A 16,223-nucleotide genomic window follows, 5' to 3' on the forward strand; every position below is an offset into this window, starting at 1 on the left:
GCCGCGGCTCAAAGCAGAAGCCAGGCCTGCCGTTCAGCCCAGTTTTCGGCCGATATCGAGGAATTTCTGCCGCCGTTGCTGGCGGATCACGTCCGGCGCCAGATCGCGCAGATCGCCCAGCGCCTGGGCGATGGCATCGCCGGTGGCCGCGATCATGGCGTTGGCATCGCGGTGCGCACCGCCCGCGGGCTCTTTCAGGATGGCGTCGATCACGCCAAAACGCAGCATGTCCTGCGCCGTAATCTTCATGCTGTTGGCGGCTTCCTGCGCCTTGGTCCCGTCGCGCCACAGGATCGAGGACGCGGCCTCCGGCGAGATCACGCTGTAGATCGCGTGCTCGAACATCAGCACCCGGCTGGCGGTGGTGATGGCAATGGCGCCGCCCGACATGCCTTCGCCGGTGATAACAGCGACATTGGGGACGCCGAGCGAGAGGCAGGCATCGGTCGAGCGCGCGATCGCCTCGGCCTGTCCGCGTTCCTCCGCGCCGATGCCGGGATAGGCGCCGGCGGAATCGACGATCGACAGCACGGGGATCGCGAACCGATCCGCCATCTCCATCAGGCGAACGGCTTTGCGATAGCCTTCGGGGCGCGCCATGCCGAAATTGTGCTTGATACGGGATTCGGTGCTGGCGCCTTTTTCCTGGCCGATCACGCAAACGCTCTCGCCACGGAAGCGGCCGAATCCGCCGATCAGCGCCTCGTCCTCGGCGAACTTGCGGTCACCGGCGAGCGGCGTGAACTCGGTGATCAGCGCGCCGATGAAATCGCTGAGATGAGGCCGCTGCGGATGCCGCGCGACCAGGGTCTTCTGCCACGGCGTCAGATTGACGTAGAGGTCGTTCAGCGTCTGCGACGCCTTCTCCTCGACCCGCGCGATCTCGTCGCCGATGTCGCTGCCGGTCGCGGCCAGCGCGCGCAATTCATCGACCTTGGCGTCGAGTTCGGCGACGGGCTTTTCGAAATCGAGATAAGAGCGCATGGGATCCGGCATCAAATCAATATAAGGACGAACGCGTCCGGAGGCGAAGCGGTTTCAGGTCGAGCGAGATACGCGAGTATATTCAAGTATTTAATGTAAGTCTGACGCGGACTGAGGCTCGGCCTGTGGGAGGCGCCCGAGCGGAGATTGCGGGCGGGAACGGCTCTTTCACGGCAGAAGGCGCCGAAGTCAAGGCATCGCCGCATGAGGTTACTTCTCCGCCAGCGGATGCAGGTCGCGCACCAGGCTCTTCAGGCGCTCTTCGACCACATGGGTGTAGATCTGGGTAGTCGAGATGTCGGTATGGCCGAGCAGCGTCTGCACGATGCGCAAATCCGCACCGTTGTGCAGCAGATGGCTGGCAAACGCATGACGCAGCACGTGCGGGCTGACCAGCCGTGGGGCAAGACCGGCGGCGGCGGCGAGCTCTTTGAGGTCCCGCGCAAAATGCTGCCGGGTCAGATGTCCGCTCTCGCCGAACGAGGGAAACAGCCATTTCGAGGCCGCGGCGTTTTTCTTGGACGCAGGCTTCTGCGCTTCGATCGCGGCGAGGTAATCGGCCATCGCCTGCCGCGACGCCTCGTTCAGCGGCACCAACCGCTCCTTGTTGCCCTTGCCGCGAACCACGATCATCCGGGCGTCGCGCCGTGACGCCGACAGCGGCAGTGCCACCAGTTCCGAGACCCGCAGGCCGGTGGCGTAGAGCACTTCGAGCAGGCAATACAGCCTGATCGCGCGCAAACGCTGCGTCGGTGATGCCGCAGGCTGGGCGCAGAGCTCCTTGGCGCGCACCAGCAGGCGATCGACGTCCGATATCGACAGCACCTTGGGCAGCCCACGGCCGCGCTTCGGACCTGACAGGATCGCGGCGGGGTCGTCGCTGCGGATCCGCTCGTTGAGCAGGAAACGAAACAGATGCCGCATCGCCGACAGCCGGCGGGCCACGCTCGACGATTTGAAGCCGCGGCTGTCGAGGTCGGCCAGATAGTCCCGCAGCGCCTGGGTTTCAGCCGTGGCGAAGCTCTGGCCGACCGGGCCCAAAAATTCGGAAAAATCCTCGAGGTCGCGGCGATAGGCGTCGAGCGTGTTGGCGCCGGCGCCCTGTTCGGCCGCGAGCATGTCGATGAACAGGCCGGTCAGCTTGGCGTCTGTGGTCTTGGCAGTTGGAAGCTTGGCAGTTCGAGGTCTGGAACTCATTCCGAGACCCTACCTGCTATTTCTTGAGAAACTTATCCGGTGGGATGGTGACGGTCATTTCCCGTGGCTTTGGGTTGACGAAATTGGCCAGCGCGAAGACGGCTCCGTAGACGACCCCGGCGATGATGGCGACGGCTGTCAGAAAGCGGAACAGGCTGGGCATCAGCAAGCCTCAGGGGACGAATTAACCATTGAATCATCGGGATAAGCGCGCCTGACTTCCAACATGTTCCCCTGCCGGTTGCAAGAGTCTCTGGCTTGGTCCTTGTCGCGGGTAGTATAGGTAATTTGGAACGCCGCAATTCCTGCGGCGACAGAGTTTTGGATGCCCGAGACAGCCTCACAGGCCGCCACCAGCATTTCCCAGGAGGCCGACATCGCGACGGCGCTGGGAACGCGCTCGGTCGTGCTGGTGGGTATGATGGGCGCCGGCAAATCCACCATCGGCCGCCGGCTGGCGTCGCGGCTGCGGCTGCCTTTTCTGGATGCCGATACCGAGATCGAGGCGGCGCATGCGGGCATGACCATCCCGGAAATCTTCGCCGCCCATGGCGAGCCGTATTTCCGGGACGGCGAGGCCAGGGTGATCGCGCGACTGCTGGACGGCGGCCCCTGTGTGCTCGCCACCGGAGGCGGCGCCTTCCTGCGCGAGGACACCCGCAACCGCATTCGCGACAAGGCGGTCTCGATCTGGCTCAAGGCCGAAGCCGAGACCATCATGCGCCGGGTCAAGCGCCGCGCCGACCGTCCGCTGCTCAAGACCGCCGACCCGGTCGGGACCGTCGAACGCCTGATCGGCGAACGCGAGCCGTTCTATCAGCACGCCGATCTGACCATCTGGTCGCGCGACGTGCCGCATGAAAAAATCGTCGATGAGTGCATCGAGGCCCTGCACCTCAGGCTGTGCGGCGAGCCCGCGGCAGCCCCCCCATCGAATATATTGGACGCCACACGATGACCGCGCCGTTGAAACATTCCGCCTCCATCACGGTCGATGTCGCGCTCGGCGATCGCGCCTACGACATCATCATCGGGCGCGACGTGCTGTCATCACTGGGCGCGCGGATCGCCGCATTGCGGCCGGGCGTGCGCACCGCCATCGTCACAGATCGCACGGTTGCAAAATACTGGCTCGAGCCGACCGAGGCCTCGCTGGTGAAAGCCGGCATTGCGACGTCGCGGATCATTGTCGAGGAAGGCGAGGGCTCTAAAAGCTACGCCGGACTTGAGAAGGTCAGCGAAGCGCTGATCGAAGCCAGGATCGAGCGCAACGATCTGGTGATCGCGCTCGGCGGCGGCGTTGTCGGCGATCTCGCCGGCTTCGCGGCCGCGATCCTGCGCCGCGGCGTCGATTTCGTGCAGGTGCCGACCTCGCTTCTGGCACAGGTCGACTCTTCGGTCGGCGGCAAGACCGGAATCAATTCGCCGCGTGGCAAGAACCTGCTCGGCGCATTCCATCAACCGTTACTGGTGGTTGCCGACACCGCGGTGCTCGACACGCTGTCTCAGCGCCAGTTTCGCGCAGGCTACGCTGAAGTGGCCAAATACGGCGTGCTCGGCGACGAAGCGTTTTTCGGCTGGCTGGAGGCAAATCACGCCGACATCTTCACCGGCGGTGCCGCACGGGAACATGCGATCGCGACCTCGTGTCGCGCCAAGGCTGCGATCGTGGCGCGGGATGAACGCGAGACCGGCGAACGCGCGCTGCTCAATCTCGGTCATACCTTCGGCCACGCGCTGGAGGCCGCCACCGGGTTCTCCGACCGGTTGTTTCATGGCGAAGGCGTTTCCGTCGGCATGGTGCTGGCGGCGGAGTTTTCCGCGCAGCTCGGCATGATCGCCGAGGCCGATGCGGCCCGTATCAAACGTCACCTTGCCGCGGTAGGCTTGCCGACGCATTTGCAGGATATCGCCGGCTTCAGCCAGGAAGGCCTTGCCGATGCCGACGCGCTGATGGCGTTGATGGCGCAGGACAAGAAGGTCAAGCGCGGCCGGCTCACCTTCATCCTGCTCGAGGCGGTCGGGCGCGCCGTCATCACGTCCGACGTCGAACCGGCGCTGGTTCGCGATTTCCTGGCACGCAAGCTGGCGCAGAAAATTTAGAAAACTATGGATTGGTTTACGGTTTCCATCGTCCTGATCTGTCTTTTTATCTCGGCGTTCTTTTCGGCGAGCGAGACCGCGCTGACCAGTGCGTCGCGCGCCAGCATGTTGCGGTTGTCGAAGCAGGGTAACAGCGAGGCGGGCGTCGTCTCCAGCCTGTTTGCGATGCGCGAGCGAATGATCGGCGCGCTGCTGCTCGGCAACAACATCTCCAATATCGGCGCCTCGGTGCTGGCAACCGGGGTCTTCACCGCCTGGTTCGGTGAGGTCGGTGTGATCTATGCCACCGGCGTGATGACGGTGCTGGTGGTGATTTTCGCCGAGGTGCTGCCGAAAACCATCGCGATCAATGCGCCGGACCGGGTGTCGCTATTGGTGGCGCGACCGATGAAGGCGATGGTCTATCTGCTGGGACCGCTGCTCACGGTGATCGAGGCGATCGTGCGCATGCTGATGACCGCGCTCGGCATCAAGATCGGCGCCAATCAGCCGATTTTATCGCCGACCGAGCGGTTGCGCGGCGCGGTCGATCTCCTGCATCACGAAGGCAAGGTCGAAAAGCAGGACCGCGACATGTTCGGCGGCCTGTTGGATCTGCGCGAATTGCAGGTCTCCGACGTGATGGTCCATCGCACCGAAATGGTGATGATCAATGCCGATTTGCCGCCCGAGGAACTGGTGCGGGAGGTGCTGGCGACCGAATACACCAGGATTCCGCTGTGGCGGGACAAGCCGGAAAACATCATCGGCGTGCTGCACGCCAAGGATCTGTTGCGCGCGATCCGCGCCGCCGACGGCGATACCGGCAAGATCGATGTCTCGACCATCGCGCTGCCGCCGTGGTTCGTGCCGGAGATGCGCTCGGTGTCCGAACAGCTCAAGGCGTTCCGCCGCCGCAAGACCCACTTCGCGCTGGTGGTCGACGAGTATGGCGAAGTCGAAGGCATGGTGACGCTGGAAGACATCCTGGAAGAAATCGTCGGCGATATCTCCGATGAGCATGACGTGGTGGTGGCGGGCGTTCGCGCCCAGCCGGACGGTTCCGTGGTGGTCGACGGGTCGGTGCCGATCCGCGACCTCAACCGCGCGATGGACTGGCATCTGCCGGATGAAGAGGCGACCACCATCGCAGGTCTCGTGATCCACGAGGCCCGTTCGATCCCGGAGCGCGGGCAAAGCTTTACGTTCCACGGCTTCCGCTTTCGCGTGCTGCGCCGCGAGCGCAACCGCATCACCGCGCTACGCATCGTCGCGGTGCCGCGCGACACCGAGGTCGAAGAGAAAAAGCCGAAGCGGGCCGGCACCGCGTTTTAGCGGTCGTCGATCGGGGGTACTGGCCAAGGGGGAGGCGAGAAAGGCAGCTCCCTTTGATTTTGGCTTCTACGGCTGCCTCGTCTTTAGGCTTCGTTGGGTGCCTGCGCTTTAATCGCCAGCGCGTGCACGGGGCCGGCGAGTTCGGCGGCCAGCGTCGCATTTATCATGCGGTGGCGTTCGATTCGGCTCTTCCCTTCGAACGCACCCGACACGATATTAATCCTGAAATGCGTCTCGCCGCCCGGCCTGTGGCCGGCATGGCCCTCATGCAAATGTGACTCGTCAATGACGTCGAGGCTTTCCGGAGTGAAAGCTTCACGCAACTTGTTTGTGATGGTATGTTGTACGGTTTTCTCGGCGCTCATGGCTGCGGCAATACGTCTATGACCGCATTTCGTCAATGGCGCATCGAAAGAGAGGGATTCGCAATGTCAAGACTTGAAGCTTTTCGCATTGCGTTGTCATAGTCAGCCATGCCGATTGATTCATCAAAATTCTTCGACTCCATTCGCATCAAGCCCAACAAGCTGAGCGCGAAGCAGCAGGCGCTGGCGCGTGAAGAATCCGCGATGTGCGAATGGCCCGACTGCAAGAACAAGGGACCGCATCGGGCGCCCAAGGGCCGGGCCAACGACAAGGAATATTGGCACTTCTGCCTCAACCACGTCCGCGAATACAATCAGTCGTATAATTTCTTCCAGGGCATGAACCCCGACGCGGTCGCGCGCTATCAGAAGGATGCGCTGACGGGCCATCGCCCGACCTGGAAGATGGGCGCCAATACCGCCGGCAAGAAAGGCAAGGGCAGCGCCGAGGGCGAACTGGAAGGCGCCGCCGATCCCTTCAGCATGTTCAGCGAGCTCAACGGCCGCGGCAGTTGGCGGCCGGGCCCCGGCGCCCAGGCCAAGGTCGAGACCCGCAAGGTGATGAACGCCGAGCGCAAGGCGTTGCAGGTGATGGGGCTTGGCGCCGAGGCGACCCTCGAAGACGTCAAGGCCAAGTACAAGGCGCTGGTGAAGCAGCACCATCCCGACGCCAATGGCGGCGACCGTTCCACCGAGGATCGCCTGATCGAGATCATCAAGGCGTATAATTATCTCAAGACCGTGGTGCGCGGGGCCTGACGCACCAGCCGCGTCGTGCGGAGGCGCTTTAGCTCTTTCGCGCCGGCTCGATCATTCCACCGCCTTGCCGCCGCCTGATCCATAAGACCAGTCCCACGATCAGCGCGACGCCGGCCACCGCCAGGATCCAGTAATGCCTGGCGATCCCGCTGTGGTGCGGAAAGCCGCCATATTCATGCAGGGCGGAGACCGCGAGCACCCCCGGCAGCACGTGGGCCGGCGCCCACAGCAAAATGGCCGGGATATTGACGGCGTAAAAGCGCATCGGCGGCATGCCGAGCGCGCCGGCCGTGAGTGGCACGAAGGCGCGTATCGGCGGTACGAAACGGGCGAAAAACACCGCGAGCGCGCCCCAGCGATTGAAGAACGCCTCGCTCCGCGCGATCACGCCCGGATAATTCGCCATCGGCCATCGGTTGAGGATTTCGCGCTGGCTGCGGTGTCCGACCCAGAACGCGGTTCCATCGCCGAGCACCGCGCCGGCAACCGCCGCCGCCAGCACCCATTCCAGCCGTAGGTCTCCCCCCGGCACCAACGCGCTGAGCGCCAGGATGATCGTGGAACCCGGAATCACCGATCCCACGATCGGAACGGCTTCCAGCAATGCCGCCAGAAATAGCGTGAGATAGCCGAGCCACGCATGGTCCGAGACGAAGCTAACCAACGGATCAATGAATGAAGTCACAAAATTCCTATGCGGGCGTGGCGGCCATGTCGGGCGCAGACCTACCATAAGTAGCGAGGGAGGTAAAAAGTGCCATCGGGGCCAGGGACGCGCCGGAGTGGCCGAATCCGGGCCGCTGAAAGCACAGCGTGATTTGCAGGGCAGCCTTCCAAAACCGGGTTCGGTACCTATCTTGATGATAAGGCAACGGAACTTTGATTGGGCGGCGGGCTTCTGCCGGCCGTTGCTCTCTGCTAATGTTCCGAAAAGCCCCCATCCGCAGCCATATCGCAAAGCTGTTTCGGGAACGCCCGAGACCTCGGAGGATTGATGACGACCGCCGCCATGACCAAATCGCAAGAGCCCGCTGGCGTCCCCGACATGAAGGTGTCGGTCCGGCAGGTATTCGGGATCGACAGCGACCTCGAAGTTCCGGCCTATTCCGAGGTCGATCCGCATGTGCCGGATATCGATGCGGACTACCGCTTTGATCGCGCCACCACGCTCGCGATCCTCGCCGGCTTTGCCCACAACCGCCGCGTCATGGTCACGGGCTACCACGGCACCGGCAAATCGACGCATATCGAGCAGGTCGCAGCGCGGCTGAACTGGCCGTGCGTGCGCGTCAATCTCGACAGCCACATCAGCCGTATCGATCTGGTCGGCAAGGATTCCATCGTGGTGCGCGACGGCAAGCAGGTCACCGAATTCCGCGACGGCATTCTGCCTTGGGCACTGCAGCACAATATTGCATTGGTGTTCGACGAATATGACGCCGGCCGCCCCGACGTGATGTTCGTGATCCAGCGCGTGCTGGAAGTTTCCGGCCGCCTGACCTTGCTCGACCAGAACAAGGTGATCAAGCCGCACCCGTCATTCCGGCTGTTCTCGACCGCCAACACCGTCGGCCTCGGCGATACGTCCGGGCTCTATCACGGCACCCAGCAGATCAACCAGGGCCAGATGGATCGCTGGTCGATCGTCACCACGCTCAACTATCTCGCCCATGACGAGGAAGTCGAGATCGTGCTGGCGAAGGCGCATCACTATCGGACCCAGGAAGGCCGCGACATCGTCAACAAGATGGTGCGGCTGGCCGATCTCACGCGTAACGCGTTTGCCAATGGCGACCTGTCGACGGTGATGAGTCCGCGCACGGTGATCACTTGGGCAGAGAACGCCAACATCTTCAGCGACATCGGCTTTGCGTTCCGCGTCACCTTCCTCAACAAATGCGACGAACTGGAGCGACCGCTGGTCGCCGAATTCTATCAGCGCTGCTTCAACGTCGAACTGGCGGAATCGTCGGTGAACGTGGCGCTGTCGTAGCTGTCGTCCCTGCGAACGCAGGGACCCATACGCCGAGGACTCTCGTAGAGATGGAGCCTAAGCCCGCAAGAACAATGACCGTCAGTGGTTATGGGTCCCTGCGTGCGCAGGGACGACCCGGGGTGAGGCAATAGCTGAATGACAACATCCAACACCAAGTTCCGTACCGGATCAAAGGAAGCGCCGACCGAGCCGTTCAAGCGCGCGGTCACCTCCTGTCTGCGCGCGATCGCGAAGATGCCCGAACTCGAAGTGACGTTCGCCTCCGAGCGTCCGGGGCTGGCGCCTGGCAAGGCGCGGCTGCCCGAGCCGGCGCGCAAGATGACCAAGCGGGATGCGGCCATCGTGCGCGGCCACGCCGATTCGATCGCGCTGAAGCTGGCCTGCCACGATCCGAAAGTGCACCGCAAGCTGATGCCGGGAAATCCGCAGGCGCGCGGCGTGTTCGAAGCGGTGGAGCAGGCGCGGGTGGAAGCGATCGGCTCGCGGCGGATGGCCGGGGTCGCAAAAAATCTCACCGCGATGCTCGACGATCATTTTCATCGCGGCAAGTTCGACGAGATCACCGACCGCGCCGATGCGCCGCTGTCGGACGCGCTGGCGATGCTGGTGCGGGAGCGTCTGACCGGGCTCGCTCCGCCGGCGGCGGCGCGCAAGATGGTCGACCTCTGGCGTCCGGTGCTCGAAGACAAGATTGGTGCGCGGCTCGACAAGCTCAGCCGCGTTACCGAAGACCAGGCTAAATTCGGCGATCTCGTGCATGATTTGTTGTCGGCGCTCGATCTCGGCGACGAACGCAATGCCGAAGGCGAAGACGACGAAAATCAGGACGAGAGCCGCGACGGGGAGAACGATCAGTCCGGCGCGGAAGGCTCTCCCGACAGCGATGCGGCGCAGGAAATGAGCGCCGATCAGGCGCAGGCGACGACCGACGAAATGTCGGAGAGCGCGATGGAGAGCGCTCAGGCCTCCACCAGCGACACCTTCGACGACGGTGAACTCGGCGATGATGAGACTCCGGGCGAAGCGACGCGGCCGAATTCGCGCGGCGCCAACGAACCGCGCGGGCCGGAATATCACGCCTTCGCGCCGAAATTCGACGAGGTGATCGCGGCCGAGGATCTCTGCGACCATGATGAACTGGAACGGCTGCGCAGCTATCTCGACAAGCAGCTCGCGCATCTGCAAGGCATCGTCGCGCGGCTGGCGAACCGGCTGCAACGCCGCCTGATGGCGCAGCAGAACCGCGCCTGGGAGTTCGATCTCGAGGAAGGCATGCTCGATCCGGCGCGGCTGTCGCGCGTGGTGACCGACCCCCATCATCCGCTGTCGTTCATGAACGAGAAGGAAGCCACCTTCCGCGATACCGTCGTGACACTGCTGCTCGACAATTCCGGCTCGATGCGCGGGCGTCCGATCACGGTGGCGGCGACCTGCGCCGATATTCTGGCGCGGACGCTGGAGCGTTGTGGCGTCAAGGTGGAGATTCTGGGCTTCACGACGCGGGCCTGGAAAGGTGGCCAGTCGCGCGAAGCGTGGCTCGCTGCCGGCAAGCCCGCCAATCCCGGTCGCCTCAACGATCTGCGCCACATCATCTACAAATCCGCCGACGCGCCATGGCGTCGGGCGCGCAAGAATCTCGGACTGATGATGCGCGAGGGTCTGCTCAAGGAAAACATCGACGGCGAGGCGCTGGACTGGGCGCACAAGCGGCTGTTGGGCCGCTCCGAGCAGCGCAAGATCCTGATGATGATTTCCGACGGCGCGCCGGTCGACGATTCCACGCTGTCGGTCAACCCCGGCAATTATCTGGAGCGCCATCTGCGCCACATCATCGAGGAAATCGAGACCCGCTCGCCGGTCGAGTTGATCGCGATCGGCATCGGCCACGACGTCACGCGCTACTACCGCCGCGCCGTGACCATCGTCGATGCCGAAGAACTCGGCGGTGCTATTACCGAGAAGCTCGCCGAACTGTTCAGCGAAACCTCTGGCGTCGCGGCCGGGCCGCCGGGCCGCCGCCGCAGGCTGCATTCCTGAGAATTTCCCCATCGCACGATCGCTCCCGCCGCCGCTTCCTGAAATCCGCGGCGGCTGGATTTTCTCTGGCTGTGATGCCCGGAATCGCGCGGGCGCAGTCTGCAACCGAGCCGCCGTCAAAACCGCTGGCGCCGGATGAGCACTCGGTCGCGGCGCCGGTTTCGATCGAGGTCAACGCCCACCCCATCCTGTCGTTCGATCCAAGCGACCGCGCGCATGTGCGGTTCGGCGCGCTGCAATATCGCAGCGGCCTGGTCCTGACCTCGTCGTTCCCTCGCTTCGGCGGGCTGTCGGGATTGCGGCTCGATGCCAAAGGCGAGCGCTTCATCTCCTTCAGCGACAAGGGTAGCTGGTTCACCGGCCGCATCGTCTATCAGGGCAGCGAGATGACCGGACTTGCCGATGTCGAGGCCGCGCCGATGCTCGGACCCGACGGCAAACCGATCACGACGCGCGGCTGGTTCGATTCGGAGTCGATCGCGCTCGATGGTTCCTTGGTCTACATTGGGCTTGAGCGCGTCAACATGGTGCTGCGCTTCGATTTCAGCAAAGGCTTTACCCGCGCGCTGGCCGAGGTGGTGCCGATGCCGGTTGCGGTGAAGAAGCTGCCCTTCAACAAGGGGCTGGAAGCGCTGATCGTGGTGCCCAAGGGGCTGCCGCTGGCGGGGACGCTGATCGCGCTCTCCGAACGCGGCCTCGATCGCGACGGCAATTTGATCGCGTTCCTGGTCGGTGGACCAACGCCCGGGCAATTCAGCGTTCGCCGCACCGAAAATTTCGACATCAGCGACGCGACACTGCTGCCATCGGGCGAACTGCTGGTGCTGGAGCGGAAATTCTCGCTGGTCGAGGGCCTCGGCGTCCGGATCCGGCGCATCCCGCTCCAATCGCTGGCGCCAGGCGCGCTGGTGGACGGCCCCTCGATCTTCACGGCGGATCTCGGCAGCGAAATCGATAATATGGAAGGCATCGACGCCTTTGTAACGCCGGAGGGCGATACCGTGCTGACGCTGGTCTCCGACGACAATTTCTCGCTGCTGCAGCGTACGCTGCTGCTGCAATTCACGCTGGTGGAGTGAACTTCCGTGCACCCGCCGAGACCAATCGAGATGCGAAGCCTTCTCTTGCGATATTTTGCCATCACGGCCTGCCTTGCGGCCGCAGCCCTTCCCGCCCGCGCCACCAGCAACCACCACTATGCCAAGGGCGAGTACGGCATCATCCGCCACGGGCTCGCGCCCGGCAAGCAGCTGTCGCTGGCGTCGCACGGCGAGGGCGAGCTCGGCGATGAGGGCTTCCATGTATGGCTGATGGCCGAGCCCGCCCACCGGCGGATCGCAAAGCTCGATGCCGTCAGTTCGGACAACAATCTCGACACCGATCCGGGCGCCTATCACGCCTTCTGGTCGAAGGACTCCCGCCATGTCGGCGTCGGGTTTCGCTCGGAGCGTTACATTGTGACGCTCAATCTCTATCGCATCGAAGATCGCCGCGCCCATCTGATCGCGGGACCGAGCCTGTTCAAGGAAGTGACCAGCCGCGAGGTGGCCGACGCCGACGATTTGCGTGTGCGGAATTCGATCGTCGAATGGCACGGCGGCAAGCGCTTCCTGTTCAGGGAATATCTGTCGTTCGTCGCGGACGACGATAGGCTCGTCAAATTGCTGGGCTCTTACGGACGGGTGGCCGCGAAGCTCGACGACGGCAAGCTGGTGATCGAATTTCATGCCGATGCGGAGTGCGAGCTGCTCCCCGGCGACCGCACCCGCGTCATTGATCTCAAGCCCGGCGACAGCGACAACTGGTGACAGCAGACTTGAGCGGACGCGGAATGTTTCTTGCAAAGCTCCGGTACTCTGAAAAACGGATCGGACATGCATAAATTCATTCAACTCCTCGTCCTCGGTATCGTCGCCATCGCTTTCGCCACTCCCGCGAGCGCGGAGCAATGGCCGTCGCGGTTGATCAGGGCCACCATTCCCTTCGGCGCGGGTAGCGCCACCGACGTGGTGCCGCGGCTGGTGTTCGATCGTCTCGCCGCCGAACTCGGCCAGCCCATCGTGGTGGAGAATCGCCCCGGTGCCGGCGGCACGCTCGGCACCGCGATGGTCGTGAAGGCCGATCCCGACGGCTACAGCGTTCTCGCGCATTCCTCGGCGCTGACGATCGCGCCGGCGATTTTTCCCGATCTCACCTTCGATGCCAGCCGCGACCTCAAGGGCGCGCTGATGATCGGCTCCAGTCCCAATGTGATGATCGTCTCGCCCGAGCGTCCCTGGAAGACCGTGCAGGATTTCATCGCCGAAGCAAAAGCAAAGCCCGGCTCGGTCTCGTTTGGCTCGGTCGGCATCGGCAGTGCGGTGCATATCAGCGCCGAAAAATTCCGCTTCGCCGCCGGCATCGAGGCAACCCATGTGCCCTACCGCGGCGGCCCGGAAGTGATCGCCGACGTCATTGGCGGCCGGGTCGATTTCTATTTCTGTCCTTTGTCGACCGCGTTGCCGCTGATCCAGGCCGGCCGGGTGCGCGCGCTGCTGGTCTCGACGCCCAAACGGGCCGCCGATTTGCCCGATGTGCCGACCCCAGCGGAGGTCGGTCTCAAAGGCGCCGAGAGCGAAAGCTGGTTCGGTGTATTCGTGCCGTCGAAGACGCCGCCGGACATCATCGAGAAGCTTCATGCCGCCGGCGTCAAGGTGCTGGCGGATCCGGCGACGCAGGCCAGCCTGAAGCAGCTCGGCGTCGAGCCGCTGCCGATGACGCCCACCGAGATCGACGATTTCGTCAAGCGCGAGACGGCAGCCAACCTGGAAGTGATCAAGGCCGCCGGGATTAAACAATAGGCGGCGGTTGAGCCAAGCCCGCCGCGTCGCTAGATAGGCTGGGACCTCAGCCCTCCTCCCGCCAGGATTTTCCCATGAGCACTCTGTTTTCCCCGATCGCTTTGCGTGGCCTCAAGCTTGCCAACCGCATCATGGTGGCGCCGATGTGCCAGTATTCGGCCGTCGATGGCGAGGCCAATGACTGGCACTTCACACATATCAATAGTTTGTCGCTGTCGGGTGCGGCGATGTTCTGCATCGAGGCGACCCATGTGGAAGCGATCGGCCGCATCACGCCGGGATGTCTTGGCCTGTGGAACGACGCCACCGAAGCCGCGCTGAAGCCGATCCTGGCCTCGGTGCGCAAGCATTCCAAGACCGCCATCGCGGTGCAGTTGGCCCATGCCGGCCGCAAGGGATCGAGCCACACGCCATGGGATGGTGGCCAGCAGATTCCGCTTCCCGAGGGTGGCTGGCAGGCGGTCGGCCCTTCCGCGGTGCCGCACAAGGAAGGCGAAGCAGCACCGCTGGCGCTCGACGCCGCGGGGATGGCGCGGATCCGCGAGGCGTTCGTGGCCGCCGCCAAGCGCGCCGACCGGCTCGGGATCGATGCGATCGAAGTCCACGGCGCGCATGGTTATCTCTTGCATCAATTCCTGTCGCCGATATCGAACAAGCGCACCGACCAATATGGCGGTTCCTTGCAAAATCGCCTGCGCTATCCGCTGGAAGTGTTCGACGCGGTGCGCGCGGCGTTTCCGGACAACAAGCCGGTCGGCATCAAGGTCTCGGCGACCGACTGGGTCGAGGGCGGTTGGGATCTCGCGCAAACCATCGAATTCGCCAAGGAGTTGAAACAACGCGGCGTCGACTGGATCGACGTCTCCTCCGGCGGCGCCTCGCCGTTGCAGAAGATTCCGCTGGCGCCCGGCTATCAGGTGCCGTTCGCCGAGGCGATCAAGCAGGCGACCGGCCTCACCACGATGGCGGTCGGCCTGATCACCGAAGCCAAACAGGCCGAGGACATCGTCGCCTCCGGCAAGGCCGACATGGTCGCGCTGGCGCGCGGCATGCTCTACGACCCGCGCTGGGGCTGGCACGCCGCGGCCGAACTGCACGGCCAGGTCGACGCGCCGCCGCAATACTGGCGCTCGCAGCCCTCGACGCAGAAGGAACTGTTCGGCAAGACCACGTTCGGGACGAGGTAGACGGCTATGTTCTTTCGTCGTGCCCGGGCGTAGCCGTCCAAAGGACGGCGTCGCTTCCGCTCGCCTATGCCCGGGCATCGACGACTTACTTCTTTCCTGTTGCGAAGACGTGGATGGCCGGGACAAGCCCGGCCATGACGAGACTGTGCGTCGCCGCGCGGCTTTCAGCCCGCGCGTTTTGTCATATCTCGGCCACGCGGCCGGCGTGCTATGCTCTCGCTCGGGCGCGCAACAAGACGCGTCGGTAGGGACGAAACGACGAGAGAGGAAACCCCGATGGAAATTGGCTACTTCACGATGCCGTCGCATCCGCCGGAGTGCGGATTCAAGCAGGGTCACGACTGGGACCTTCAGGTGCTGCGCTGGCTCGACGAGCTCGGCTACACCGAAGCCTGGATCGGCGAGCACCACACCGCGCCCTGGGAACCTCACCCGGCGCCGGATCTGTTGCTGGCGCAGGCGTTCCTGCAGACCAAGAACATCCGCCTCGGCCCCGGCGGTTTCCTGCTGCCCTACCATCACCCGGCCGAACTCGCCAACCGCGTTGCGGTGCTCGACCATCTCTCCGGCGGCCGGCTGAATTTCGGCGTCGCGGCCTCCGGCCTGCCGAGCGACTGGGCGATGTTCCATGTCGACGGCATGTCCGGCCAGAACCGCGACATGACCCGCGAGGCGCTGGAGATCATCCTGAAGATGTGGAGCGACGACGCGCCGTGGACCTACAACGGCAAGTTCTGGAACGTGACCAAGCCCGACGTGATGTTCGATTTCCTCAAGCCTCACCTCAAGCCGGTGCAGGCGCCGCATCCGCCGATTGCCGTCGCTGGCCTCAGCAAGGGCTCCGACACGCTGAAGCTCGCGGGCGAGCGCGGCTATATCCCGATGAGCCTCAACCTCAACCCGGCCTATGTCGGCAGTCATTGGGAGTCCGTCGAGATAGGCGCCGCCAAGACCGGCCGCAAGCCGAACCGGCAAGACTGGCGGCTGGTGCGCGAGGTGTTCGTCGCCGATACCGACGAGGAAGCCTGGAAGCTGTCCACCGGCGACATGATGGGCCGCATGATGGGCGAATATTTCCTGCCGCTGCTCGGTCATTTCGGCTTCAAGGACTATCTCAAGCACACGCCCGACGTGCCCGACAGCGACGTGACGGTCGACTATTGCGCCCGTCACAACTGGATCGTCGGCTCGCCCGCTACGGTGACCGAGAAGATCGAGAAGATCTACCGCGAGGTCGGCGGCTTCGGCACGCTGTTGGTGTTCGGCTTCGACTACAAGCACCAGCCCGAAGCCTGGCACAACTCGCTGCGCCTGTTGAAGCAGGAAGTGATGCCGCGCCTGAAGCATCGTACGCATACGACGAAGACCGCCTGATTGACGCATGCGCGCGGGCACGGCGAGTTGTATGATGGCGATGCGTGAAGGTCAGGCGGCTTGCTGA

16 protein-coding genes are annotated in these 16,223 nt (G+C 63.8%); 11 read left to right on the plus strand and 5 right to left on the minus strand.

The window, feature by feature from the left end:
* Positions 1-33: 33 nt before the first annotated feature.
* From GSQ88_RS13540 to GSQ88_RS13550, 3 genes are all read right to left on the minus strand, one after another.
* Positions 34-996 carry an acetyl-CoA carboxylase carboxyltransferase subunit alpha gene (locus GSQ88_RS13540; RefSeq protein WP_159008247.1) on the minus strand — a complete coding sequence of 321 codons (963 nt, stop codon included), beginning with the start codon at positions 994-996 and terminating at the stop codon, positions 34-36.
* Positions 997-1,194: 198 nt separating this feature from the next.
* Positions 1,195-2,181: a site-specific tyrosine recombinase XerD gene (gene xerD / locus GSQ88_RS13545; protein ID WP_159008248.1), complete on the minus strand. Its 987-nt coding sequence runs from the start codon at positions 2,179-2,181 to the stop codon at positions 1,195-1,197.
* 16 nt (positions 2,182-2,197) lie between these two features.
* Positions 2,198-2,344, minus strand: coding sequence for a histidine kinase (locus tag GSQ88_RS13550; protein ID WP_159008249.1), 147 nt, complete (start codon positions 2,342-2,344; stop codon positions 2,198-2,200).
* Between the two features lie 162 nt (positions 2,345-2,506).
* Between GSQ88_RS13550 and GSQ88_RS13555 the strand changes: the two genes are divergently transcribed.
* From GSQ88_RS13555 to GSQ88_RS13565, 3 genes are read left to right on the plus strand one after another with little or no spacing between them, the layout of a single operon-like run.
* A complete protein-coding gene (locus tag GSQ88_RS13555) occupies positions 2,507-3,139 on the plus strand; it encodes a shikimate kinase (protein ID WP_159008250.1) in 633 nt (210 codons plus the stop codon).
* Positions 3,136-4,284, plus strand: coding sequence for a 3-dehydroquinate synthase (aroB, locus tag GSQ88_RS13560; RefSeq protein WP_159008251.1), 1,149 nt, complete (start codon positions 3,136-3,138; stop codon positions 4,282-4,284). Before GSQ88_RS13555 ends, aroB begins: the two co-directional genes overlap by 4 nt.
* Positions 4,285-4,290: 6 nt before the next feature.
* Positions 4,291-5,598 carry an HlyC/CorC family transporter gene (locus GSQ88_RS13565; RefSeq protein WP_159008252.1) on the plus strand — a complete coding sequence of 436 codons (1,308 nt, stop codon included), beginning with the start codon at positions 4,291-4,293 and terminating at the stop codon, positions 5,596-5,598.
* An 83-nt stretch (positions 5,599-5,681) separates the two neighbouring features.
* Here the strand turns inward: GSQ88_RS13565 and GSQ88_RS13570 are convergent, their stop codons facing one another.
* Entirely contained in the window at positions 5,682-5,963 is a 282-nt protein-coding gene (locus GSQ88_RS13570; RefSeq protein WP_159008253.1) for a BolA family protein, read from the minus strand.
* A gap of 108 nt (positions 5,964-6,071) precedes the next feature.
* Here GSQ88_RS13570 and GSQ88_RS13575 point away from each other — a divergent pair, with 108 nt between their 5' ends.
* Complete coding sequence (locus GSQ88_RS13575) at positions 6,072-6,722, plus strand: J domain-containing protein (protein ID WP_159008254.1); 651 nt, start codon at positions 6,072-6,074, stop codon at positions 6,720-6,722.
* A gap of 28 nt (positions 6,723-6,750) precedes the next feature.
* Here GSQ88_RS13575 and GSQ88_RS13580 read toward each other — a convergent pair whose 3' ends face one another.
* Positions 6,751-7,407, minus strand: a complete 657-nt coding sequence (locus GSQ88_RS13580) for a DedA family protein (RefSeq protein WP_159008255.1) — start codon at positions 7,405-7,407, stop codon at positions 6,751-6,753.
* A gap of 309 nt (positions 7,408-7,716) precedes the next feature.
* Here GSQ88_RS13580 and cobS point away from each other — a divergent pair, with 309 nt between their 5' ends.
* From cobS to GSQ88_RS13615, 7 genes are all read left to right on the plus strand, one after another.
* Positions 7,717-8,715, plus strand: coding sequence for a cobaltochelatase subunit CobS (gene cobS, locus GSQ88_RS13585; protein WP_159008256.1), 999 nt, complete (start codon positions 7,717-7,719; stop codon positions 8,713-8,715).
* 138 nt (positions 8,716-8,853) lie between these two features.
* A complete protein-coding gene (gene cobT / locus GSQ88_RS13590) occupies positions 8,854-10,755 on the plus strand; it encodes a cobaltochelatase subunit CobT (RefSeq protein ID WP_159008257.1) in 1,902 nt (633 codons plus the stop codon).
* Positions 10,756-10,829: 74 nt separating this feature from the next.
* Entirely contained in the window at positions 10,830-11,834 is a 1,005-nt protein-coding gene (locus GSQ88_RS13595; RefSeq protein WP_159008258.1) for an esterase-like activity of phytase family protein, read from the plus strand.
* A gap of 30 nt (positions 11,835-11,864) precedes the next feature.
* A complete protein-coding gene (locus tag GSQ88_RS13600) occupies positions 11,865-12,563 on the plus strand; it encodes a hypothetical protein (RefSeq protein WP_159008259.1) in 699 nt (232 codons plus the stop codon).
* A 66-nt stretch (positions 12,564-12,629) separates the two neighbouring features.
* Positions 12,630-13,595, plus strand: coding sequence for a Bug family tripartite tricarboxylate transporter substrate binding protein (locus GSQ88_RS13605; protein ID WP_159008260.1), 966 nt, complete (start codon positions 12,630-12,632; stop codon positions 13,593-13,595).
* A 74-nt stretch (positions 13,596-13,669) separates the two neighbouring features.
* Positions 13,670-14,782 (plus strand): NADH:flavin oxidoreductase/NADH oxidase, encoded by a 1,113-nt coding sequence (locus GSQ88_RS13610; RefSeq protein WP_159008261.1) that lies wholly within the window; start codon positions 13,670-13,672, stop codon positions 14,780-14,782.
* Positions 14,783-15,058: 276 nt separating this feature from the next.
* On the plus strand, positions 15,059-16,156 hold the full coding sequence (locus GSQ88_RS13615) for an LLM class flavin-dependent oxidoreductase (RefSeq protein WP_159008262.1): 1,098 nt from the start codon (positions 15,059-15,061) through the stop codon (positions 16,154-16,156).
* Positions 16,157-16,223 lie beyond the last annotated feature (67 nt).

The sequence above is a fragment of the Bradyrhizobium sp. S69 genome (genome assembly GCF_009766005.1).
GTDB lineage: Bacteria > Pseudomonadota > Alphaproteobacteria > Rhizobiales > Xanthobacteraceae > Bradyrhizobium.